The organism is Pseudomonas sp. NPDC090752 (assembly GCF_055584805.1).
The window spans coordinates 178,121-201,027 of sequence record NZ_JBVJLI010000008.1 but is presented as its reverse complement, the minus strand read 5'-3'; the positions used below and the strand labels follow the sequence as shown (position 1 = coordinate 201,027).

The following is a 22,907-nucleotide window of genomic DNA, read 5'->3' as shown; positions in this document are numbered from 1 at the left end:
GTCAGGAAGACATGAAAACATTACTGCGTCTGTTGAAGAGTTTCTGGATTCTCCTGCCACTGCTGTGGCTGGTGAGCCTGTTGATCTGCTGGCTGGTGGCGCCCGTGGTGCCGTGGCTGCGCCACCATGTGCCCGAAGCGCTGGCCATCATCAGTGCCTGCTTCCTGCTGGTGATCGTGCTGCGCCAGTACCAACGCATCCGTGCCGAGCACAACCTGGAGAACCTGCTGCAGATCGAGGTCGATCGCTCGTGGAATGCCACTGGCGAATTCCGCGATCAGCAAGTGCTGCGCGAACGCCTCAAGCATGCCATCGCCATGCTGCGGACCGACCGCTCCGCCGGCGGTGGTGGCAAGGCCGCGCTGTCAGACCTGCCCTGGTACCTGGTGATCGGCATGTCGGCCGCCGGCAAGACTTCGCTGCTGACCCACTCGGGCCTGTCGGCAAGCATCGCCACGGCCAATGACAGCGAAAGCGGTACCCAGCACTGCGACTGGTACTTCAGCCCTGAAGCGGTGATGATCGATACTGCCGGCCGTTACCTGCGCGACGACCAGTCCGCCAGCGAGTTCTCGGCCTTCTTGCGCATGCTGCGCAAGCAACGGGGCAAGGCCGCGATCAACGGCCTGGTGCTGGTGATCAGCCTGCCGGAGCTGTTGGAGTCCAACAGCGACGCGCGTGTTGCCCTGGCTGCTCAGCTGGTGGCGCGGGTCGAGGAATACGCTGAGTGCCTGGGCAGCAATCCGCCCATCTACCTGATGCTGAGCAAGACCGACCAATTGCCAGGCTTCAACCAGGCCTTCGAGGGGCTGGACCTGCATCAGCGCCAGCAGCCGCTGGGCATGACCTTTGGCCTGTCGGAAATCCGCAACAACGGTTTGCACGCGGTGCTCAACACCCGCTTGAAGAACCTGCAGGACCACATCCGCCAGCATGTCGATGCGCAGATGATCCACCTGGGCGCGGACGTCGACAGCACCTTGCTCAACTTCCCGCAATACTTTGCCGAGCTCAATGGCGTACTGGTGCAGTTCCTCGAACAGTTCACCCGTGGCCATGGCAGCGCTGCGCCACTGCTGCTGCGCGGGCTGTACTTCACCAGCGCGCTGCAGACCGAACAGCACCTGGGCCAGGTCTACGAAGATGCCATCGCCGACGACTTCGCCCTGCAGGCGGCCTACGAAGAAGGCAACCAGGCCAGCAGTAAAACGCAGGGCAACCGCAGCTATTTCATCACCGACACCTTCCGCAAAGTCATCTTCCCCGACCGCGACCTGACCCTGTACCAGTCGCGCCAGGGCCGCCAGGCCGCAAGCCCGCTGTTGCTGGGCCTGGCTGCCGCCGCCGGGGTGGCCTTCATCGGCTGGCAGGCGCTGTCGTTCGCCAACAACCGCCAATGGCTGGACAACCTGCGCGGCCAACTGGCGGAGATCGAACAATCGACTGATCGCGATCAACTGCTGGCTGCAGGCAAAGGCCTGGAAGTGCTGCGCGGCCAGATGGCGACCGTCGAGGTCCACCGCCTGCAAGGCGTGCCACTGCAGCTGAGCGCTGGCCTGTACCATGGCGAGGCAATTCACCAGGTCGCGCGCAGTGCCTACCTGGCGCAACTGCGCAGCCAGGCACTGGAGCCGATTGCCCGCAATCTGCAGGTGCAGATGCGCGCTTTCAATACCTTTGCCAGCGGCATCAACCAGGAACTGGAGTTCACTCCGGCGCCGAAAAGTCGCAATGGCAAGCCGCTGACGCCACGTCTGGCGGCCAAGGCCCAGGCCGCGCTGAACAATACCCGTGGCGGCGCCTACGCGGCCAAGGTCAACCTGGCCAGCGCCAGCGATGCCGCCGAATTGTCCGTCACCACCGGCGGCCTATCGCTCTCCGAAGAGATGCTCGGGCGCCTGGATGAGCAACAAGTCGCGTCGATCATCGAGGCCTACAACACCCTCAAACTGTACCTGCTGCTGACCGAACCTCAGGCCCACCCCGACCCGGCGTTCGTCGCCGCCAGCCTGCCGCAGGCCTGGGCTGCGGCCACCGAGAGCGCACCGGCCGAGGACGGCGTGATCAACGAGAACGCGCCGCTCTATGTGCAGCTACTCGAACAAGGGCAGGCACCGTCGCTGCCACGTAACGAACAGTTGATCGACGAGACCCGGCAGAACCTGAAATCTTTCATGATTTCCAGCTCGCTGGTCGACCGCGAGTACCTGCGCCTGCAGTTGGAGTCGAGCCGCCAGTTCCCGGCCTTGAGCCTCAGCGACCTGGTGCCGATGCCTGGCCGCGCCTTGCTGTACAGCTCGGCAGGCGTACCGGCGATCTACACCCGCCAGGGCTGGGACACCTTCGTCAAGCCTGAGCTGATCAAGCTGGTGTCGGGCAACCTGCGCAACGACACCGACTGGGTACTCGACGGTGAAGGCGGCGATGCCATCGTGCAGAAAGCCAACTTCGTGCGCGAGTTCATGAACCGCTACAAGCGTGACTACACCCAGGCCTGGTACAAGATGGTCAGCAGCGTCGGCGTGCGCCACTTCGCCGACCTGGCCTCGGCAACCGAGCACCTTGGGCTGCTCAGCGACGTGCAGAACTCGCCGGTGAAGAACCTGCTGGCGGCGGTCAATGACAACACCCAGTGGGACCTGCCGGTTCAACGTGAAGTCGCGCAGATCGGCAACGCTCGCGTAGACGGTTTCTGGAGCAAGGTCAGCGGCCTGTGGGACGACGCCAAGGATGTCATGCCAGATGCTCTGACCCCAAGCCTTCCCGCTGTTGATGACGGTAGCCTGGCCAAACGCTTCGAGCCGGTGGCGCGAGTGTTCGCGGCCAACAACGCCGAGGGCGCCGACAGCACCATCATGGACCGTTACCTGGCCGCGCTGCGCAAGCTCAAGGTGCGCATGAACAATATCCAGCGCTCCCAGGACGTCGGCAAAGGCAGCAAGCTGCTGATCAGCGAAACCCTGGAAGGCCAGCCGAGCGAAGTGACCACCGTGCGCAACTACGTGGAAACCAGCGTCGACACCAGCCAGGACGGCCTGTCGCGGTCGCTGCAGGGACTGTTCAGCCTGCCCATCCAGTACGCCTGGGAAACCCTGCGCGACCCGGCCGGCCAGCAGATCGCCAAGGCCTGGGCGCAACAGATCGCCAAGCCCTGGGAACAGGTCATGGCGCACCGCTACCCGATCGCTACCGGCAGCCGCAACGAGGCGTCGGTCAAGGACCTGCAGCGCTTCGTCGACCCCGACAGCGGCCTGCTGCCAAGCTTCAAGCGCAACGAAATCGGCAACCTGTCCGGCGGTGAAGGCCTGGGCCTGAGCAACGGCAAGGCGCCTGCGCTGGTCAACCCCGGCATGCTCAACAGCATCGACAAGGCCAGCTCCGTGGGCCAGGTGATCGCCAGCCTGTCGGACCGCGACAACGGCTTCGAGATCATGCTCGAACCGTCGGCCAATTTCACCGACATCGTGTTCACCCTGGATGGCCAGGAGCAGCACTACCGCAACGGGCGCAGCAGCTGGAACCGCTTTGCCTGGCCGGGCACCAGCAACGCACCGGGTGCACGCCTGGACGTGGTGACCCTGAGCGGCGCACGCCTCAACGTGTTCGACTTCCCGGGCCGCTGGGGCCTGCTGCGCATGAACGAAAGCGCCCGGGTCGACGACCTCGACGGCATCCAGCAACGCTTCAGCTGGAACACCGCCAATGGCCGCGTGAGCCTGATCGTGCGCAACTTCGGCGGCGTCAAGCTGACCGACCTGGGCGACGTCAAGGCACTCAGCGCGCTGAACAACGCGGGCAGGGGCGCACAATGATCGGTTGCTTCGGCAAGCTGCCGTCGAGCGCGGACTTCGTCAGCCTGCATGGCGCGGCGGAGGAAGTCTGCGAGTTCGACGCCTGGCTGCAGGCCTCGCTGGCGGCGATGCGCCACCGCGAGGACTGGCAGGCGTTGTTCGATGCGCTGCCGATGTGTTTTTTCAGCTACCAGGCGCGCAATGGCAACTGGCTGCTGGGCGGCCTGCTGAGCTCGCGCGATGCGAGCCAGCGGCGCTACCCGTTTTTCATCTTCCAGCTACTCAAGCGCCAGGACGCTGAACCGTTGCTCAACCCGTTCACCCTTGGCGAACTGTTCAGCGCCCAGATCAAACCTTTGCTACACCAGGCAGCACAGGGCGCCGAGACTGACAGTGTTTTCCAGCGCATCAGCGCCCTGCGTCCGCTTCAGGCCCAGGACCTGGACCTGTTCCGTCGGGTGCATGCCAAATTCCTGCACGATTTCAGCTTTGCCGACGTCGCCCGTGCGCTGCATGGCTCCTGGCCAACCTTCGACAGTGCCACCGCGCTGGCACGGCTGCGGCTTGCCCATGCATCGCTGCACAGCGATTTCGAGGGCGCAATCGAGTTGCCATTGCCGGCCGAGCGCGGCCTGAAAAACCCGACTGCCGACCTGTGGCTGACCTGGCTGACGCGGATGAGCAGGCGCCAAGGTGTGCCTGCGGTCAGCCTGCTGGCCGACGATTTCATGCACCCGCGCCTGCTGTGCTTCCCCTCGCGTCACGCCAGCACGGCTTATCGCCTGCTCAGCGGCACCGCCGACGCCCGTCAGCATCTGGAGCTGTTAAGCCCGCTGGCACAACCGGCACATTCGCACGATTACGACCGACCTCTTGAACACGTCATCGAACACTTCGTCGATGCGTTGGATGTGACGCCTGTATGAACAAGATCAAGTACTACTGCCTGCGCTATCAACCCTACCTGCTGGGGCTGGCCTTCTTCCTGGCGATCTTCCTGGTCTGGGCGATCGGCCGTGCCCTTGGCTTCGCCTCGCTGCATAGCCTGCTGGCAGGCATCGGCGTGTTCCTCCTGCTGTCTGCAGGCTATGTACTGCTGCTTTACCGTGGCGCCGGCCAGCACCACAACCTCGAGGCGCTGCTGCGTGATGATGCCGACCAGGCGGTGCTCAATGCCACGCCTGCCGACCGCGAAGAAATCAGCCTGCTGCGCGAGCGCCTGCTGCAGAGCATCGAACGCCTGCACAGCAACAAGCCACGTGCTACGCCGGCCAAGGATGCGCTGTATGCCCTGCCCTGGTATTTGGTAGTCGGCCAGCCTGCCGCCGGCAAGAGCACCATGATCCTCCAGTCGGGGCTCAATTTCCCCTATGCCGAGCGCGAGGGCGCACGCGTGGCAGGCCTGGGTGGCACGCGCAACTGCGACTGGTTCTTCAGCTCCGAAGCTGTCCTGCTGGACACCGCCGGGCGCTACATGAACAGCCCTGAAGAGGCCGGCAAATGGCGCGGTTTCCTGCAACTGCTGCGCCAGCACCGCCAGCGCCGCCCGCTCAACGGCCTGATCGTCAGCGTCAGCATCGACGACATCCTGCACGGTTCGGCCGAGGACCAGGAACGGGTGGCCAAGCGCCTGCGCGAACGCATCCAGGAAAGCTGCACATTGCTTGAAGTACGCCTGCCGATCTACCTGGTATTCACCAAGTGTGACCTGATCCCGGGTTTCACCCCCTTCTATCGCCAGCTGGACGACAGCGCGCGTGGCGAGGTAATGGGCAAGACTTTCTCGCACAAAGCCTTCGAACAGGCAGACTGGGGCCAACGTTTTGGCAAGGCCATGGACGAGCTGACCGACTACTGGCAACAGGTGGCGGGCCAACAACTGGTGCAGCAGGACATCCAGGTCACCCGGCAGAACAACGCGGCCTACCGCTTTCCCCTTGAGCTGGCGGCGCTCAAGCCGCGCTTGCAACAGTTCGTCGACAGCCTGTTACGCGCCAACCCCTACCAGAATGCCGAACTGCTACGTGGCTTCTACTTCACTGCCGCGCTGGAAGCCGACGAAACCCAGTGGGGCAGCCACGGCCAGCATGTGGCCGAGCGCTTTGCCCTGGAAACTGGCGATGGCGCGGCCAGTGGTGGCAGCCAGCCAGCGCCACTGTTTATCAACAGCCTGTTCCGCAAAGTGATCATCCCCGACCAGCATTTGGTCGCGCTGTACACCAGCAACCACCGCGAACGCCGGCGCAAGGCCGCCTGGGTGGGCGCCGCGAGCTTGACGGGCCTGCTGCTGTGCAGCCTGTGGGGCTGGTCCTACGTCAACAACCGCACCACACTTGACACCATCGCCGACGAATTGGCCCAGGCCAAGCGCGCTGACCAAACCGATCCTGGCCGATACGCCGCCTGGCAAAGCCTCGACCGCCTGCGTTTCTGGGCCGCGCACTACTACCAGCAACACCACGAACAAGCGGTGCCGCTTGGCATGCGCCTGGGGTTGTACCAGGGTCATGCCGTGGAGCCAGTGCTGCGCAAGCATTACTTCGCCACGCTGCAGAAGGTGATGCTCAAGCCTACCGCAGACAACCTCACCCGCACGCTATCCCTGTTGCCTACGCTCAAGGTCTACCAGCGCAATTCCCGCGAGCTGCAGCCGGTCACCGGGGTAGACAGCGTAGAGGCCGAGGCGCTCCCGCATGACAACCGCGCCCAGTCGATCGCCGACTTCGGCACGGCGGCGCTGGATACCTACGTGATGCTCTCGCCAGCCCAGCGGGAAAAGGCCGATCCGGCGTTCCTCAAGGCGCACCTGCCGGATTACTGGTACCCGGCGATTGCCCGCCACAGTGGCAAGAGCATGATTGCCGCCGGCAGTGAAGGCGCCGCCAACCAGGATTACGCGTATGCCAGCCGACAGATCGTGTTCTACAGCGACCAGATCCGCGAGCAAGACGCGCCGCGCATTCTCGATAACGCGTTCCTGATGTCCAGCTCGCGCAACTACATCAACAGCCTGCTGAACCAATCGTTGCGCTCGATCGAAACCATCACCCTGGAGTCCGACACGCTGTTTGCCTTCGCTCGCGCTGATTTCCAAAGCCTCAAGAGCGAAGGCCAGAGCCAGCTGAGCGCAATCGCCAGCAAGCTGCTGAACACCCCGAATATCGGCAAGATCGTCATCTCGGGCCACGCCGACCAACTGGGCGATGCCCAAGGCAACCTGCAAGTTTCCCGACAACGGGCGCAGACCATCCGTACCTATCTGGTCGGCAAAGGCGTGCCCGCCGAGTTGGTAACGGCCCAGGGTGAAGGCAGCCGTAAGCCGTTGGTCAACTGCGACATGCAGCAAGCGCGGGCGCAATTGATCAAGTGCCTGGAGCCCAACCGCCGGGTCGAAATCGAAGTGCGCGGCCTCAACTAAGGACGCGCTGCAAGAACCGGCCACTCGGGCCTCACAGGAGGAGGCCCGGGTGGCGGCAAGCTACCTCTGCTGACGCCGGTCACAGGGGTCAACACAAAGGGACGCATGAGCGACCTTTAATTGATGTTAATGGAGAGTTTCACAATGGCTTTTGACGCGTATATCCAAATCGACGGCATCCCAGGCGAAGTACTGGACGACAAGCACAAGGACTGGATCGAAGTGCTGGGCTACGAGTACGGCGCCACCCAGGCCACCTCGGCTACCGCCAGCTCCTCGGGCGGTGCGTCCTCCGAGCGTGTTGCCCTGAGCGACTTCAAGATCCGCAAGGCGGTCGACAAGGCTTCGGCCAAACTGTTCGAACACTGCTGCACCGGCAAGCACATCGCCAAGCTGAAGCTGAACGTCAACCGTGCCGGTGGTGACAAGGTCACCTACCTGACCATCGACATGGAAGAAGTGGTAGTGTCGTCGGTCAAGTTCCTGGCCGGTGGCAACCAGGGCGGCGAAGACAAGGCAGTCAGCGACCTGCCGATCGAAGAAATCAGCTTCAACTTCGCCCGCATCAAGACCACCTACACCCAGCAGAACCGTACCGACGGCCAGGCTGGCGGCAACATCGTCGGTGGCTGGGACCGCACCGCGAACAAAGTGTTCGCCTAAGCACTTGCGTGTCATGGGCTGCGCAAGCGGCCCATATCCTGCGGCGTGCCGGGTAGCCCGGCACGTTGTTCCAACCCTGATCAGAGTGTTTTATGCCTGAATTCCTCAACGACCTTTCGCTGGCCGAGCTGACCGCGCCGATCGACGGTGGCAGCGGCGAAGACTTGAGCTTCTCTGCCTTGTTCGACCAGATCAAGGAGGCGCGCCGGGCAGATCCCGACTACCTGACCCAGGGCGACTGGCAAACCGACCTGAAGACCGCTGACTGGGAAAAGGTCATCAACCTCTCGGCCCAGGGGCTTGCGCAACAGAGCAAGGATCTGATGCTGGTGGCCTGGCTCAACGAAGGCCTGGCCCAGCGCGATCATTTCGAAGGCATTACCTTCGGCCTCACCCTGACGGAGCGGATCCTGGAAACCTTCTGGGACACCGCCTATCCATCGCTCGAAGACGGCCTGGACGAGCGCGCCGCGCGGCTGTCCTGGCTCAAGACGACGCTCACCGACATTGCCGGTGGCTTGCCCATTACCCAAGGGCAGCATTTCGGCGTGCTGCGTTACGACGAATCACGCCATGTAGAAAACCTCGCCTTGCAAAACCCCAAGGCGATGCAGACCGCGCTCAACGAAGGCAAGATCAACGCCGAGATCTTCCAGCGTTCGGTGGTCCTCAGCGACAGCGACTACCTGCGCAGCAAAGCCCTGCAGATCGCCGCCAGCCTGCAGGCCTGCCAGCGCTTGCAAGCGACCGCTGACCGCCTGTTCGGCGCCGAAGCCCCGAGCTTCGCCAGCCTGGCCGACATGCTTTCGCGGGCCAGTCAGCTGGCGGAGAAGCTGCTCAAGGATCGCGGCATCGAACTGCACCCTGCAGCGGTGGCGCAACCCGAACCTGTTGAAGAAATCCAAGCGCCCGCCGAGCCAGGAGAAGCGATGAACAGCCCCGCCCGGGTAGCGCCCCCTGCTGCGATGCGCACCACCCCACTGACCCGAGACGAGGCCTTCACCATGCTCGCGGGCATTGCTCAGTTCTTCAAGCAGAGCGAGCCGCAAAGCCCGGTGCCCTACCTGATCGAACGTGCCATCAAGTGGGGCAACATGCCGCTGGAAGGTTGGCTGAGCGATGTGATCAAGGACAGTAATGTGGTGGACAACATTCGCGATGTGCTGGGGACGCGCGAGCAGCGGTCCTGACCCTGCATCGCCTCCCCGCGAAGGGGCCGGTACAGCCCGCACAAATGCTGCTAACTTGAGCGTTCGCCAATCGCCAAGGACCGCCCCCATGCCGCCACGCCACCCTGCCCCGCCAGGCTTCATCCGTGTCCGTGGCGCCCGCGAGCACAATCTCAAGAACGTCGACGTCGACATCCCCCGGGATGCGCTGGTGGTATTCACCGGTGTGTCCGGCTCGGGCAAATCCTCGCTGGCCTTCTCCACCCTCTACGCTGAAGCCCAGCGGCGCTACTTCGAATCGGTCGCGCCCTATGCTCGACGCCTTATAGATCAGGTCGGCGTGCCAGACGTCGACGCCATCGAAGGCCTGCCCCCGGCTGTGGCACTGCAACAGCAGCGCGGCACACCCAGCGCACGCTCCTCGGTGGGCAGCGTGACGACCCTGTCCAGCTCGATTCGGATGCTTTATTCCCGCGCCGGCAGTTACCCGGCCGGGCAGCCGATGCTGTATGCCGAGGATTTCTCGCCGAACACACCGCAGGGCGCCTGCCCCGAGTGCCATGGCTTGGGCCGGGTCTATGAGGTTACCGAGGCGACCATGGTCCCCGACCCTTCCCTGACCATTCGCGAGCGCGCTGTGGCGGCTTGGCCGATGGCCTGGGGGGGGCAGAATTTGCGCGACATCCTGGTAACCCTGGGCTATGACGTCGACACGCCGTGGCGCGACCTGCCGCAGGACCAGCGCGACTGGATCCTCTATACCGACGAAACGCCCACCGTGCCGGTGTACGCCGGTCTGACGCCGGCGCAAACCCGCACCGCGCTCAAGCGTAAGCTCGAGCCCAGCTACCAAGGTACGTTCAGCGGCGCCCGGCGCTACGTCATGCACACCTTCATGCATTCGCAGAGCGCGCAGATGCGCAAGCGCGTCTCGCAGTTCATGCGCCCGAGCCCTTGCCCGCTGTGCCAGGGCAAGCGCCTGAAGCGCGAAGCGCTGGCGGTGACCTTTGCCGGCCGTGACATCGGCGAGCTTTCCCGCCTGCCGTTGCAGGCACTGGCCGATGTGTTGCGCACGGTCGCCGCGCCCGGTTATCTGGAACAGCACGAAGACACCCTGACCCTGGAGAAGCGCTTGGCGGCCCAGCGCATCGCCCACGAGCTGCTCGAACGCCTTGCGCCATTGATCGACCTGGGCCTTGGCTATCTGGCGCTGGAGCGCAGCACGCCGACGCTGTCCTCGGGCGAGCTGCAACGCCTTCGCCTGGCCACCCAGCTCAATTCGCAACTGTTCGGCGTGATCTACGTGCTCGATGAACCCTCAGCCGGCCTGCACCCGGCCGACAGCGAAGCGTTGTTCGACGCGCTGCAACGGCTCAAGCACGACGGTAATTCGGTGTACGTGGTGGAGCACGACCTGGACACCATGCGCCGCGCCGACTGGCTGGTGGACGTCGGCCCGGCAGCTGGCGAGCACGGCGGGCAAGTGCTGTACAGCGGCCCGCCTACAGGGCTGCAGCAGGTCGCGGCATCACGTACCGCCGCTTACCTGTTCGCCGAGCAACAGCGTGCCGAACGCGAGCCACGCAACGCCCGCGACTGGTTGCAGCTGGAGGGCATTACCCGCAATAACCTCGACAATCTCAGTGCCCGATTTCCACTGGGTTGCTTCACCTCCGTGACCGGTGTATCCGGCTCGGGCAAGTCCAGCCTGGTCAGCCAGGCGTTGCTGGAACTGGTCGGTGCACACCTGGGTCATGCCGCGCAGCGTGCCGAGCCTGAGGAGCAGAGCCTGGAGGATGAGCCTGAACAGTCCAGCACAGGCCGCGTCACGGCGGGCCTGGACAGTATCAAGCGGCTGGTGCAAGTCGACCAGAAGCCTATCGGCCGCACGCCACGCTCCAACCTCGCCACCTACACCGGGCTGTTCGACCACGTGCGCAAGCTGTTCGCCGCCACCGAGCAGGCCAAAGCTTCTGGCTTCGATGCCGGGCGGTTCTCGTTCAACGTCGCCAAAGGCCGCTGTGAAAACTGCGAGGGCGAAGGCTTCGTTAGCGTCGAACTGCTGTTCATGCCCAGCGTCTACGCGCCCTGCCCGACTTGCCATGGCGCACGCTACAACCCCGAAACCCTGGCCGTTAGTTGGCAAGGGATGAATATCGCTCAAGTGCTGCAGTTGACCGTCGACCAGGCACTTGACGTGTTCGCCGAACAACCATCGGTGCGACGTTGCCTGCAGGTCTTGCAGGACATCGGGCTGGGGTATTTGCGCCTGGGCCAGCCGGCCACCGAGCTGTCCGGCGGCGAGGCGCAGCGGATCAAGTTGGCCACCGAGCTGCAACGCCTGGCCCGTGGCGCCACGCTGTATGTGCTGGACGAGCCTACCAACGGGCTGCACCCGCAGGATATCGACCGGCTGCTGGTGCAGCTGAACCGACTGGTCGAGGGTGGCCACAGCGTGGTGGTGGTCGAGCATGACATGCGCGTGGTGGCGCAGAGCGACTGGGTGATCGATATCGGGCCGGGGGCCGGGGATGCGGGGGGGACGGTTGTGGTGAGTGGCACGCCAGAGGCGGTTGCCCGGTGTGGAGACAGCCGCACGGCCGCGTTTCTGGCCAGGGCCTTGTAGAGCTTGTAGCGGCCCTTTCGCGGATAAATCCGCTCCTACAGGTTTATCGCTGTAGGAGCGGATCTATCCGCGAGGGGCCGGTGAAGTCACAACATCTTCCGTAGACAAAATCCTTCCTATACTCCCCCTGGCATCTGCAAATGCCACCTGCCCAATAGCGTGCGAAACCTCACACAACAACAATCGAGGTGGCAAATGGTCTGGCAGCAAATCTACGATCCGTTCTCAAGCCCCGTGCTCTCTACCCTCATGGCCGCCGTCCCGGTGGTGGTGATGCTGGCAGCATTGGCGTTCTTCCATATCAAAGCCCACATCGCCGCGCTGCTCGCCCTGGGCTCGGCGCTACTGATCTCGATCATCGCCTTCGGCATGCCGGCCAGCATGGCCGGCTCTGCTGCACTGTACGGCGCAGCCAACGGCCTGCTGCCGATTGGCTGGATCGTGCTCAATATCATCTTCCTGCACCGGCTCACCACCGAGAACGGCTCGTTCAAGGTGCTGCAGGACTCACTGGCGCGCATTACCGACGACCGCCGCCTGCAACTGCTGTTGATCGCCTTCTGCTTTGGCGCCTTCTTCGAGGGCGCGGCGGGCTTCGGCACGCCGGTGGCGGTCACCGGGGCCATCCTCATCGGCCTGGGCTTCTCACCGCTGGCGGCCTCGGGCCTGGCATTGATCGCCAACACTGCGCCTGTGGCCTTCGGTGCGCTAGGCACGCCGATCATCACCTTGGCCAAGGTGACCGGGCTGGATGAAATGGAACTGTCGGCCATGGTCGGCCGGCAATTGCCGTTCTTCTCGGTGATCGTGCCGTTCTGGCTGATCTGGGCGTTTGCCGGCTGGCGCAAGATGCTCGAAGTGTGGCCGGCGATTCTGGTGGCCGGGGTCAGTTTCGCTGTGCCGCAGTTCGTCGTCTCGAATTACCATGGGCCGATGTTGGTGGACGTGATCGCCGCGCTGATCTCCATGGCTTGCCTGACCGGTTTCCTGCGTGTGTGGAAGCCCGCCACCGTGCACACCTCGGCAGCGCTGACCGGGCGTGTCGACAACTCCAAGGTCGAGCCGGACGACAGGCCAGGCGCCACTGCAACCTTTACCCAAAGCGACCAGCGCAGTGTGCTCAAGGCCTGGATGCCATGGATCATCCTCACCGTGTTCGTGTTCGCCTGGGGTACGGCCAGCTTCAAGAACCTGTTCGACACCCGCCCGGCACTCGACCCGGCCAGCGGCGTGGCCATGCTCGACCCGCAGGGCAAGCCGCTGCGCGAAGCCAACCCGGTGTTTGCGCCGGTGTTCACCTTCGATGCGATCCACCAGCAGATCGAAAAGGTCCCGCCCGTGGTGGCCACGCCGAAGAAAGAAGACGCCCAGTACAAGTTCACCTGGTTCACCGCCACGGGCAGCGGCATCTTCCTGGCGGCGATCCTCGGCGGCTTGCTGATGGGCTATTCGCCGCTGCAGCTGGGCCGCCAGTACCTGCGCACTTTATGGGTGGTGCGCTATTCGCTGATCACCATCGTCGCCATGCTCGCGCTGGGTTTTCTGACGCGTTATTCGGGCCTGGACGCTACCATGGGCCTGGCGTTTGCCGCCACCGGGATCTTCTACCCGATGTTCGGCACCCTGCTCGGCTGGCTGGGCGTGGCACTGACCGGCTCGGACACGGCCTCCAACGTGCTGTTCGGCGGCTTGCAGCGGGTCACCGCGGAACAGCTGGGGCTGAGCCCGGTGCTGATGGCGGCGGCCAACAGTTCCGGCGGGGTGATGGGCAAAATGGTCGATGCGCAGTCCATCGTCGTAGCCTCCACCGCTACCCGTTGGTATGGGCATGAGGGCGAGATCCTGCGCTATGTGTTCTTTCACTCGATCATCCTGGCGATCCTGGTGGGTTGCCTGGTGACCTTGCAGGCGTATGTGGCGCCGTTTACATCGATGGTGGTGGGCGGTTGACCCGAGGTCGGCGGTGATTTTTTCGCGGCTAAAGCCGCTCCCACAGGTCCTCCACTTCCCTTGAGGGCTGCGCTGTGCCAGTGGGAGCGGCTTTAGCCGCGAAGAAATCACCGCAATCGATCAGGCATCTTTCAAGGTCTTGTCCCCTCAAGTACAGTCTTCGCCATGGACAAATACGCCCCCCGCCAGTGGCTGCCGCACGAACAGCCCAGCCTGCCCGGCTCCCCTTCCACGCCCCTGCACACCCCGGGCAAACGCCTGGCCTTCGGCGTGGTCGGCCTGCTGGTGGCGATCACCGGCGGCCTGGGCAACGCGCTGGTCACCGCCAACCTGGTGTTCCTGCAGGGCGCGCTGGGCGCGACCACCGCAGAAATGGCCTGGTTGCCCGCCGCCTACGTCATGACCAACGTCTCGATCAATCTGCTGCTGGTCAAGTTTCGCCAGCAGTTCGGCCTGCGCGCGTTCACCGAGGTGTTCCTGGTGCTCTACGCCCTGGTTACCTTCGCCCACCTGTTCGTCAACGACCTCAACTCGGCCATCGCTGTGCGTGCGGCCCACGGCATGGTCGGCGCCGCGCTCAGTTCGCTGGGCCTTTACTACATGATTCAGGCGTTCCCGGCGCAGTGGCGGCTCAAGGCAATGGTGCTGGGCCTGGGTGCCTCGCAATTGGCCCTGCCGCTGGCGCGGATCTTTTCCGAAGACCTGTTGCAGATTGCCGAATGGCGCGGCCTGTACCTGTTCGAACTGGGCCTGGCGTTGGCGGCGCTGGGCTGTGTGCTGCTGCTCAAGTTGCCGCCGGGGGACCGCTTCAAGACCTTCGAACCCTTGGACTTCCTCACCTTCACCCTGATGGCCAGCGGCACTGCCCTGCTCTGCGCGGCGCTGTCGCTGGGGCGCATCGAATGGTGGCTGGACGCAGCGTGGATCGGCGTCGCCCTGGCGGCGTCCATCGCTCTGATCTTCAGTGGCCTGGCGATCGAGCACAACCGTCAGAACCCGCTACTGATGACCCGCTGGCTGGGCAGTGGCGCGATCATCCGCCTGGGTTTGTGCGTGATATTGATCCGCATGGTCACCTCCGAACAATCCACTGGCGCCGTCGGTTTTCTGCAAGTGTTGAACATGGGCAGCGAGCAGATGCGCACGTTGTACGGGGTCATGCTGCTCGGCGCGGTGGTGGGCCTGGCCAGCAGCGCACTGACCATCAACCCCAATCACCTGGTGATCCCGCTGTTCATCTCGCTGTTGGCGATGGCCACCGGGGCGTTCATGGACAGCAGTTCGAGCAACCTGACCCGCCCGGCGCAGATGTACCTGAGCCAGTTTCTGTTGGCCTTTGGCAGCACCTTTTTCCTCGGCCCATCCATGGCCCTGGGGATCAGCCACGTGCGCGCCAACCCGCGCAACCTGGTGAGCTTTTCGGTGCTGTTCGGCATCTGCAATAACCTCGGTGGGCTGATAGGCGCGGCGCTGTTGGGCACCTTCCAGACCTGGCGCGAAAAGTTTCACTCCAGCCACCTGATGGACCGCCTCAGCTACCTCGAACCGCTGGTCAACGCCCGCGTGCAAAGCGGTGGCGGCGGCTATGCCGGCATACTCGCCGACCCGGCCCTGCGCAGCGAGGCCGGCATGCGAGTGCTGGCCAGTGCCGCGACCCGGGAGGCCAACATAATGGCCTACAACGATGTGTTCATGTTGATCGGCTGCATTGCCGTGCTCACCATGATCTGGATTTGCATTCGCGGATCCTGGCTGTGGTACTCCGCCCGCCAGGCCGCTTCACCCGACGCCACAAGCGGTACTGCCAACCGATGACCGAAGAGACCCGCACGACCACCACCACCGCCCTCGCCGAAACCCCGGAGGGCACCACGCCGCCCAGCGAACCGACCAGCCCGGTACGCTCGCGGCGGGTGCGCATCCTGTCGTCGATCCTGTTCGCCAGCGTGGGCCTCGTCGGCATCATGCTGGTGCTCTATGCCTGGCAACTGCCGCCGTTCAGCAGTGCCATCGAAAGCACCGAGAATGCCTTGGTGCGTGGCCAGGTGACGATCATCGGGCCGCAGTTGAGCGGCTACGTCGTTGATGTGCCGGTGCATGACTTCCAGTTCGTCAAGGCGGGTGACCTGCTGGTGCAACTCGACGATCGCATCTACACGCAGCGCCTGGCCCAGGCCGTTGCTCAACTGCAGCAACAACAGGCAGCGCTGGCCAACAACCTGCAACAGCGCAACAGTGCCGACGCCACCATCGCCCAACGCCAGGCCGCCATCGGTGATGCTGCGGCGCAGGCCGACAAGGCCCGTGCTGACCTGCGCCGTAGCCAGGCACTGGTCAGCGATGGCTCGGTGTCCCGCAGCGATTTTGATCTGGCCCGGGCCAGCCAGGCCGCCGCCGTCGCTACCCTGGCCCAGGCCAAGGCCGCGCTGGCCATCGCTCGCCAGGACCGCGAGACGGTTATCGTCAACCGCGCCGCGCTGGAGGCTTCGGTGGAAAACGCCAAGGCAGCGGTGGAGCTCGCCCGCATCGACCTGGACAACACCCGGGTGACGGCGCCGCGCGATGGCCAACTTGGGCAGATCGGCACGCGCCTGGGCGCCTACGTCAACTCCGGCGCGCAACTGATGGCCCTGGTGCCCGACACCCTGTGGGTGATCGCCAACATGAAGGAAACCCAGATGGCTGATGTGCGCATCGGCCAGCCAGTGACGTTCACCGTCGATGCGCTGAACCACCTGAAGCTGCGCGGCCATGTGCAGCAGATTTCACCGGCCACCGGCTCCGAATTCGCCTTGCTTCAGGCCGACAACGCCACCGGCAACTTCGTCAAGATCGCCCAGCGCATTCCCGTGCGTATCACCGTGGATGCCGACCAGCCCGAGGCGAGGCACCTGCGGCCAGGCATGTCGGTGGTGGTCAGCATCGATACCCGTATTGACCACCGCACCAAGTGAGAACCCCTTCCCGATGCCGACTTGCCATGATTGCGCCGCTCTAAACCGTGGGTTCTAATTCCGACCCATCGGTTTTATCTTCGCAATCCAAGGACGCTCGATCATGTACAGGAAGATCGTACCGCTGGCCCTGCTGGCCACCGTGGCCGGCTGCTCGGACAACAAGGGTGCCAGCGAAGCCACTTTCCAGAAGGCCGCCCAAGCCTACCTCGATACCCAGTACCCGCAGTGTTTCGTAGTCGGTTCGTTCCCTACCAAGACCCAGGATTTCGACGTCGACGGCACCAACAAAGCGCTGCATGCACTGGCGCAGGTCGGGGTAGTCAGCGAGAAGGAAATCTCCCGCACCGAGGTGCCAAAACGCCTGTGGCAACCCGCCCGCACCGACATCTACTATGCCTACGACCTGACCGACGAAGGCCGCAAGTACTACAAGGCCGACGCACAGAAGATGCTCAACGGCAGTACCCGTGGCGGGCTGTGCTTCGGCAAGGCGCAGGTCACCGCAATCGAAGGGTTCACCGAGCCGGGCGAGATGATGGGCCAGACGATTTCCGAGGTGACCTATGCCTACAAGATCACCGGCTTGCCGGAATGGGCGGCTAGGCAAGAAGTGAAAGACAGCATTCGCCAGCTGAGCGAGGCTGTGGCCACCAACGATACGCCGGCCAAGGAAACGCGGGCAATGGTGCTGACCCAAAAGGGCTGGGTACACGAGCGCTTGTTCGATAAATGATGGGGCTGCGCGATCTCTGTGGGAGCGGGCTTGTCCCGCGAAGCAGGCACCGCGCTGCATGGCACGGGCTTCGCCCGTGTTCGCGGGGCAAGCCCGCTCCCACGGGATCGCGCAACTTTTTAACGTTTGAGCAAGACAGTGGCTACCACGGGGTGCGCTGAAGATGTCGAATCCGGGCACAAAGCTGTCGCATTCCACCCTGCGGCGTCTGGTCGCAGCCCGTAACCTCTTGGGCAAATCGTGCGCAACCCGTAGAATCGCGCCTCCTTTTCGCCCGTCGCCTTGAACGGTGGCAACCGGCAGCAACGACAGAGTCCAGGCCTGAACACATGCAGCCCATGTGAAATAGGCTCAACCGACCCCGCCCGGCCCAGTTCCTCAAAGGCCCAGCGGTTGAGTCTTGCCCAGGTCGCATCCAGCCCAGGCACACCCGTGCACCCCTCCGGCCCCTATCGGGCCTGTTTGGCGTGCGCGTTCGAAGAGGCGTCCCCTACCGCCACTCCAACTTGAGGTATGTATGTCTCCGCGTTTGCTGGCCATGGCGCTGGCACCCCTGCTCGGGCTGTTCATCATCGCCCTGGGCAATGGTTTCATGTCTTCCCTGACCACCCTGCGCCTGGGCGCTGCCGGTGAATCGGCGACGATGATCGGTATCGTCTCGTCGAGCTACTTCCTCGGCCTGACCCTTGGCGCGATCTTCAATGACCGCCTGATCCTGCGCATCGGCCATATCCGCGCCTATACCAGCTTCGCCGCGCTGATCGCCGCCACCATCCTGCTGCAAGGGCTGTTCTACGACACCACCTGGTGGTCGATCCTGCGCCTGATCAACGGCTGGGCCGCCGTGGGCGTGTTCCTGGTGATCGAGAGCTGGTTGCTGCTGGCCGGTGACGCGAAGATCCGCGGGCGTCTGCTGGCGCTGTACATGATCGCCTTCTACGGCGCCGGGGTGATCGCCCAGGCCGGCCTTGGCGAAATCACCCACCTGGGCGACAGCGCGCCGTTCATGCTGGCCGGCATGCTTGCCGCGCTGTCGGTGCTGCCGATCGTGATCCTGCCACGGGTGTCGCCGCTGCTGGAGCAGGTCGAGCCGCTCAAGCCACGCCAGCTGCTCGGGGTTGCGCCATCGGGCCTGGTCGGCTGCTTCGGTTCGGGCGTGGCCATTGCAGGCATCTATGCGCTGCTGCCGCTCTACCTGCAGCGCATCGGCCTGGACGTGGGTGAAGTCGGTAACATGATGGCCTGGGTCATCCTCGGCGCCATGCTGTTGCAGTACCCGGTAGGGCGCTGGTCCGATCGCAAGGACCGCCAGGATGTACTGATCGCCCTGGCCGCACTGTGCGTGGTGCTGTCGCTGATCACCGTGTTCCTGCCCTCGCAGTCGCCGCTGCTGCCGGCCATGCTGTTCCTGCTCGGTGGCGGCGTGTTCACGTTGTACCCGGTGGCGGTCAGCCACGCCGCCGACCGTGCACCTTCGGATGCACTGGTACCGATGATCCAGGGCCTGTTGCTGATCAACTCGCTGGGTTCGGCCATGGCGCCGCTGGCGATTTCGCCAGCGATGACCGAATTTGGCGAGGCCGGGCTGTTCTGGGCCTTTGCCGTGGTCAACCTGGGCATGGTGTGCTTCTTCCTCTGGCGCCGTGGCAAACGCCCGGCGGCGGAGCATCCGGCGCCCTTCACGGCCTCGACCACTTTCTCGCCGACCGGCGCCGAGCTGCGGGTGACCGAAGACCTGATGCATGCGGCGCAAGAGCACCCGCAGGAGCATCCGCCACTGCAGCCTGCCGAAGCGCCTGCGCCGCGCGCGCAAGTCGACTAAGTTTGAAGGCCGCTTTTGCGGCCTTTTTTCTGACCGCCCGTCGCCCAGCGGGCACCCTGCCCCCATGCTCAAGCCAAACGAATGACAGATCATCCGCACAGGAGATTCGCCATGATCCGCATTCGCCCGCTCCCGCTGCTGCTCGCCATCGCCTTGGGCCTCGGCTCGGCTACCAGCTTCGCCGCTTCCGACACGTCCAACACCAACACCGACGCTTACCCGAAAACCGACCAGCAAGGCGGCAAGACCGCTGGTGAAGGCAGCAGCGTAAACAGCCCCGGCAGTGGCCAGGACAACGACAGTGCCGACACCGGCAGCGACGCGGCAGACGGTGCTGCAGGTGGCTCCAACAGCACCGGCGAAGCGACAGGCTCCGGTGCCGGGCACAGCGGCGGGACCGCCGAGGACCAGGACAGCCGCTGACGGCAGCCTGGACTACACTGCGGCCAGTCGCCTCGCTTAGGAATCGCCATGAACTTCAAACCCTGGCTGTTCGCCGCGCTGTTGCCGGGTGCTGCACTGGCGGCTGGCAGTGGCTCCGGTGCAATGTCTATCAGTTCGTCTTCATTCACCGATGGCGGTGTCATCGCCTTGCAGCAGGTCGGGCCTGACCCGGCCTGTGGCGCGGGCGAAGAGCGTACGCCGCAGCTGAGCTGGAAAAACCTTCCTGCAGGCACCCGTTCCCTGGCCCTGGTGATGTTCGACCCCGACGGCGGCAAGGGCATCGGCGTGGTGCATTGGCTGGCCTACAACATCGATCCTGAACTCGATGGCCTGGAAGAAGGCAAGTTTGCGTTGACCACTCAGGCGGTGATGGTGGGGCGCAATTCGCGCGGCACCCTCAACTATCGTGGGCCTTGTCCACCGGCCGGGGACAATCCGCATCACTATGCGTTGACATTGATTGCTACCGATATCCCCATTGGGACATTGCCTGAGGGGCTGGATCGCAGTGGGTTGATGGAACTGCTACAAGGGCACGCCTTAGGAGCCCAGAGCCTGGTGGGGAAATATGGGCACTGATGATGGCTTCACTGTCCTCTTCGCGGGCAAGCCCGCTCCCACAGGTACTGCACAGTTCTCAAGGACAGCGGGTTCCCTGTGGGAGCGGGCTTGCCCGCGAAAGGGGCATTACTGACTCACCGCCAATACTGCGAGTCATCGACAATCCGCTCATGCCCCGCAAACAGTGCCGGTAGCTGTTCCTTCAGATAATCGATCCAGGTCCGCACCTTGGCATCCAGGTAATGCCGCGACGGGTAGATCGCATACAACGCACTCTCCCGTAACCGGTACGGCGCCAACAACCGCCGCAAGCGGCCTTGCTCGATCGCCTGGCTGGCCGTATAGAACGGCAATAGCCCGATCCCCATGCCCAATTCACTGGCCACCAGCATCGCGTCGGCGACGTTGGTCAGGAAGCTGTCGCGCGGGGCGATCACACAATGATCCAGGCCCTCCGGGAACACCCAGTCACCTTCATACATCGGATAGGCCATGCGCAGACAGCGGTGCTCGTGCAGCTCCTGTGGCCGTTGCGGCACCCCGTGGGCCTCCAGATAGCTGGGCGCAGCGCAGGGGATGCTGAAGATATTGCCGAGCGGCACGGCGATCAACTGCGAGTCAGGCAGCGCTTCGTCCACGGTGATCACCACATCGTGCCCTTCGGCCAGCGGGTCGGGGTTGCGCTGCGACAGGGTCAGCTCGATCACCACCTCCGGGCACAGGGCGTTGTAGCCGGCCACCAGCGGCATCAGCAACATCCCCAGGCCATGCGGGCAATGCAGGCGCAGCCGGCCACGCGGGGTGAGATGTGCGCCGCGGGCCTCGCCCACGGCCTCTTCGGTCAGCAGCATGATCTGTCGCGAACGTTCAAGAAAGCGTTCGCCCGCTTCGCTCATGCGTAGGCGCCGCGTGGTGCGGTGCAGCAGGCGGGTCTGCAGCTGGTTCTCAAGCTCGGCGACGATCCGCGACACCTGCGCGGCAGAGATGTCCAGGGCGTTGGCGGCGGCGGCGAAGCTGCCGCATTCCACGACCCGGGCGAAGGTACGCATGGCATGCAGCATATCCATGGGGCTCGGCTCCTTGTGCGTTCTTATTCGTACGTTGCAGGCAGGAATCTATCACGGCTTAGCCCATTTATTGTGCATGGCCAATGAATACATCATTGGTAAAACATCGAAAAGGAGCCTGCCATGAACATCAAACGCTCGATTGCCCTGCTCGTACTGTCTGCCGCCTTTGCGTCGTTCGGCGCCCTGGCCGATCAATCCGCCAGCCAGTCGGTCGCCAGCAATAGCGCGAATTACGAATACGGCATGCCGCTGGACGTGGCCAAGGTCATCTCGATCACTCCGGCCAGCAACGCTGCCGACTGCCAGATCGGCACCGCGCACATGGTTTATGTCGACCATCAAGGTCAGACCCGCGAAGTCAATTACCGCGAGATGCGTAACTGCTCGCAGCTGTGATTCAGGCCAGCACCTGGGTGATCCAACTCGCCTGCGTGGTGAAGGTACGCAGCTTATCTTGCGGGATCGCATCCCGGGCCCGTTCGAAGTTGGCCAGGGCCTGCTGCTTCTGGCGCAACATGCGCTGCCACTTGGTGATGAATGCCGGGCTTTTCTCACGCATCAACAGCGGGCCGAAATACAGCTCTTCTTCGCTATAGGCCACCGCCCCTTGCGGTTCGGCCACGATGATCTCGTAGTCGAAGCGGTTTTCGCGTAACAACTCTTCAGCCACGATCCGGTAGCCGTTATCCATCAGCCAGGTACGCAGCTCGCGCTCGTCGCCGTTGGGCTGCAGGATCAACCGCTCGCGGCCGTTGAGGTGCGCCTTGCCCCGTTCGAGGATTTCGCACATGGTCTTGCCGCCCATGCCGCAGAGGCTGACCGCCGAGATGCGGTCTTGCGCTTCGATTGCGGCCAGGCCGTCAGCCAAGCGAACGGTGATGCGTTCCTGCAGGCCATTTCTGCGTACGTTGCGCTGGGCTGACGCGTAGGGCGTCTGCGCCACTTCGCCGGCCACACCCGCTTCGATCACGCCACGCAGCGCCAGGGCCACCGGCAGGTAGCCGTGGTCCGAGCCGATATCGGCCAGGCGCGCGCCCTGAGGTACATGCGCCGCGACGCGCTCCAGGCGCATCGACAATGTCTGTTCGTTCAACTCATACCCCTTGCTCGACAATCGGCGCGATTCTGACGGCCATGGCGCGCTATTACAATGCGCGCAGGCCAGACGGTGCCCTGCGGCTCGACCCCTGCGCCGCGCTCGCGTAGGCTTGCGCCTTTCCTTCCGTTGCAAGGCAAACCTCCCATGGCAAACCTCGTCTTCACCCCGGATTCCGATGCCGAGTCCATTTCTTCCGACGTCGCCGAGTTCAACGGCATTCTGGTCACTACCCAGATCCCTGCCGACCTCGAAGGCGATATCGAGCAGCAGAGCGAAAGCACCCTGCAGGCGCTGAAAGAGGCGCTGGAAAAGGCTGGTAGCGGCATGGACCTCGTCATGCACCTGACCATCTACCTGACCGACATGGCCGACCGCGCGGCCTTCAACGAGGTGTACCAGCGTTTCTTCAGCAAGCCTTGGCCGGTACGTGCGGCTGTCGGTGTGGCTGCGCTGGCCTATCCGGAAATGCGCGTGGAAGTGACCGCCATGGCCGCGAAACGCTAATCAAACTGTTGCCTTAAGATCATTGGGGCCGCTTTGCGCCCCTTCGCGGGCAAGCATGCTCCCACAGAGACTGCGCTGATTTCTATACCGGCGGGGTCCT

General features: G+C 63.9%; 17 protein-coding genes. 15 read left to right on the top strand and 2 right to left on the bottom strand.

What is annotated here, in order from left to right; all coding sequences use genetic code 11:
* Window positions 1-11: 11 nt before the first annotated feature.
* The 13 genes from ACZ6YA_RS13630 to ACZ6YA_RS13570 all read left to right on the top strand — a co-directional run bounded on the left by ACZ6YA_RS13630 (window position 12) and on the right by ACZ6YA_RS13570 (window position 20,152).
* Window positions 12-3,812: a type VI secretion protein IcmF/TssM N-terminal domain-containing protein gene (locus tag ACZ6YA_RS13630; RefSeq protein WP_465897645.1), complete on the top strand. Its 3,801-nt coding sequence runs from the start codon at window positions 12-14 to the stop codon at window positions 3,810-3,812.
* Window positions 3,809-4,717, top strand: a complete 909-nt coding sequence (tagF, locus tag ACZ6YA_RS13625) for a type VI secretion system-associated protein TagF (protein ID WP_465897644.1) — start codon at window positions 3,809-3,811, stop codon at window positions 4,715-4,717. The genes ACZ6YA_RS13630 and tagF overlap by 4 nt, the downstream gene beginning before the upstream one ends.
* Window positions 4,714-7,209, top strand: a complete 2,496-nt coding sequence (tssM, locus tag ACZ6YA_RS13620; RefSeq protein ID WP_465897643.1) for a type VI secretion system membrane subunit TssM — start codon at window positions 4,714-4,716, stop codon at window positions 7,207-7,209. The genes tagF and tssM overlap by 4 nt, the downstream gene beginning before the upstream one ends.
* A 144-nt stretch (window positions 7,210-7,353) precedes the next feature.
* On the top strand, window positions 7,354-7,872 hold the full coding sequence (locus tag ACZ6YA_RS13615) for an Hcp family type VI secretion system effector (RefSeq protein ID WP_465897642.1): 519 nt from the start codon (window positions 7,354-7,356) through the stop codon (window positions 7,870-7,872).
* Between the two features lie 92 nt (window positions 7,873-7,964).
* Entirely contained in the window at window positions 7,965-9,062 is a 1,098-nt protein-coding gene (gene tssA, locus ACZ6YA_RS13610; protein ID WP_465897641.1) for a type VI secretion system protein TssA, read from the top strand.
* An 88-nt stretch (window positions 9,063-9,150) separates the two neighbouring features.
* On the top strand, window positions 9,151-11,667 hold the full coding sequence (gene uvrA, locus ACZ6YA_RS13605; protein ID WP_465897640.1) for an excinuclease ABC subunit UvrA: 2,517 nt from the start codon (window positions 9,151-9,153) through the stop codon (window positions 11,665-11,667).
* A 195-nt stretch (window positions 11,668-11,862) separates the two neighbouring features.
* A complete protein-coding gene (locus tag ACZ6YA_RS13600; RefSeq protein ID WP_465897638.1) occupies window positions 11,863-13,617 on the top strand; it encodes an L-lactate permease in 1,755 nt (584 codons plus the stop codon).
* A 165-nt stretch (window positions 13,618-13,782) separates the two neighbouring features.
* The gene (locus tag ACZ6YA_RS13595) at window positions 13,783-15,432 is read left to right on the top strand and encodes an MFS transporter (RefSeq protein ID WP_465897637.1); all 1,650 of its coding nucleotides are present in this window, start codon (window positions 13,783-13,785) and stop codon (window positions 15,430-15,432) included.
* Entirely contained in the window at window positions 15,429-16,571 is a 1,143-nt protein-coding gene (locus ACZ6YA_RS13590) for an HlyD family secretion protein (RefSeq protein ID WP_465897636.1), read from the top strand. The genes ACZ6YA_RS13595 and ACZ6YA_RS13590 overlap by 4 nt, the downstream gene beginning before the upstream one ends.
* Before the next feature lie 103 nt (window positions 16,572-16,674).
* Entirely contained in the window at window positions 16,675-17,307 is a 633-nt protein-coding gene (locus ACZ6YA_RS13585; protein ID WP_465897635.1) for a hypothetical protein, read from the top strand.
* Window positions 17,308-17,824: 517 nt separating this feature from the next.
* Window positions 17,825-19,129 (top strand): MFS transporter, encoded by a 1,305-nt coding sequence (locus tag ACZ6YA_RS13580; RefSeq protein ID WP_465897634.1) that lies wholly within the window; start codon window positions 17,825-17,827, stop codon window positions 19,127-19,129.
* 111 nt (window positions 19,130-19,240) lie between these two features.
* Entirely contained in the window at window positions 19,241-19,552 is a 312-nt protein-coding gene (locus tag ACZ6YA_RS13575) for a hypothetical protein (protein ID WP_465897633.1), read from the top strand.
* 48 nt (window positions 19,553-19,600) lie between these two features.
* The gene (locus tag ACZ6YA_RS13570) at window positions 19,601-20,152 is read left to right on the top strand and encodes a YbhB/YbcL family Raf kinase inhibitor-like protein (protein WP_465897632.1); all 552 of its coding nucleotides are present in this window, start codon (window positions 19,601-19,603) and stop codon (window positions 20,150-20,152) included.
* A gap of 116 nt (window positions 20,153-20,268) precedes the next feature.
* On the opposite strand, the gene ACZ6YA_RS13565 is transcribed toward ACZ6YA_RS13570, so the two are convergent.
* Window positions 20,269-21,201: a LysR family transcriptional regulator gene (locus tag ACZ6YA_RS13565; RefSeq protein ID WP_465897631.1), complete on the bottom strand. Its 933-nt coding sequence runs from the start codon at window positions 21,199-21,201 to the stop codon at window positions 20,269-20,271.
* A gap of 129 nt (window positions 21,202-21,330) precedes the next feature.
* Between ACZ6YA_RS13565 and ACZ6YA_RS13560 the strand changes: the two genes are divergently transcribed.
* Complete coding sequence (locus tag ACZ6YA_RS13560; RefSeq protein ID WP_465897668.1) at window positions 21,331-21,600, top strand: DUF2790 domain-containing protein; 270 nt, start codon at window positions 21,331-21,333, stop codon at window positions 21,598-21,600.
* Between the two features lies 1 nt (window position 21,601).
* Here ACZ6YA_RS13560 and ACZ6YA_RS13555 read toward each other — a convergent pair whose 3' ends face one another.
* Complete coding sequence (locus tag ACZ6YA_RS13555) at window positions 21,602-22,297, bottom strand: tRNA (adenine(22)-N(1))-methyltransferase (RefSeq protein WP_465897630.1); 696 nt, start codon at window positions 22,295-22,297, stop codon at window positions 21,602-21,604.
* A 150-nt stretch (window positions 22,298-22,447) separates the two neighbouring features.
* On the opposite strand from ACZ6YA_RS13555, the gene ACZ6YA_RS13550 reads away from it, so the two are divergent.
* On the top strand, window positions 22,448-22,807 hold the full coding sequence (locus ACZ6YA_RS13550) for a RidA family protein (protein WP_465897629.1): 360 nt from the start codon (window positions 22,448-22,450) through the stop codon (window positions 22,805-22,807).
* The last annotated feature ends 100 nt before the right edge of the window (window positions 22,808-22,907 follow it).

Bases quoted from the DNA above. Each gene is read 5' to 3' on its own strand.
- ACZ6YA_RS13630 (WP_465897645.1), top strand. From the start codon at position 12: ATGAAAACATTACTGCGTCTGTTGAAGAGTTTCTGGATTCTCCTGCCA.
- tagF (WP_465897644.1), top strand. From the start codon at position 3,809: ATGATCGGTTGCTTCGGCAAGCTGCCGTCGAGCGCGGACTTCGTCAGC.
- tssM (WP_465897643.1), top strand. From the start codon at position 4,714: ATGAACAAGATCAAGTACTACTGCCTGCGCTATCAACCCTACCTGCTG.
- ACZ6YA_RS13615 (WP_465897642.1), top strand. From the start codon at position 7,354: ATGGCTTTTGACGCGTATATCCAAATCGACGGCATCCCAGGCGAAGTA.
- tssA (WP_465897641.1), top strand. From the start codon at position 7,965: ATGCCTGAATTCCTCAACGACCTTTCGCTGGCCGAGCTGACCGCGCCG.
- uvrA (WP_465897640.1), top strand. From the start codon at position 9,151: ATGCCGCCACGCCACCCTGCCCCGCCAGGCTTCATCCGTGTCCGTGGC.
- ACZ6YA_RS13600 (WP_465897638.1), top strand. From the start codon at position 11,863: ATGGTCTGGCAGCAAATCTACGATCCGTTCTCAAGCCCCGTGCTCTCT.
- ACZ6YA_RS13595 (WP_465897637.1), top strand. From the start codon at position 13,783: ATGGACAAATACGCCCCCCGCCAGTGGCTGCCGCACGAACAGCCCAGC.
- ACZ6YA_RS13590 (WP_465897636.1), top strand. From the start codon at position 15,429: ATGACCGAAGAGACCCGCACGACCACCACCACCGCCCTCGCCGAAACC.
- ACZ6YA_RS13585 (WP_465897635.1), top strand. From the start codon at position 16,675: ATGTACAGGAAGATCGTACCGCTGGCCCTGCTGGCCACCGTGGCCGGC.
- ACZ6YA_RS13580 (WP_465897634.1), top strand. From the start codon at position 17,825: ATGTCTCCGCGTTTGCTGGCCATGGCGCTGGCACCCCTGCTCGGGCTG.
- ACZ6YA_RS13575 (WP_465897633.1), top strand. From the start codon at position 19,241: ATGATCCGCATTCGCCCGCTCCCGCTGCTGCTCGCCATCGCCTTGGGC.
- ACZ6YA_RS13570 (WP_465897632.1), top strand. From the start codon at position 19,601: ATGAACTTCAAACCCTGGCTGTTCGCCGCGCTGTTGCCGGGTGCTGCA.
- ACZ6YA_RS13565 (WP_465897631.1), bottom strand. From the start codon at position 21,201: ATGGATATGCTGCATGCCATGCGTACCTTCGCCCGGGTCGTGGAATGC.
- ACZ6YA_RS13550 (WP_465897629.1), top strand. From the start codon at position 22,448: ATGGCAAACCTCGTCTTCACCCCGGATTCCGATGCCGAGTCCATTTCT.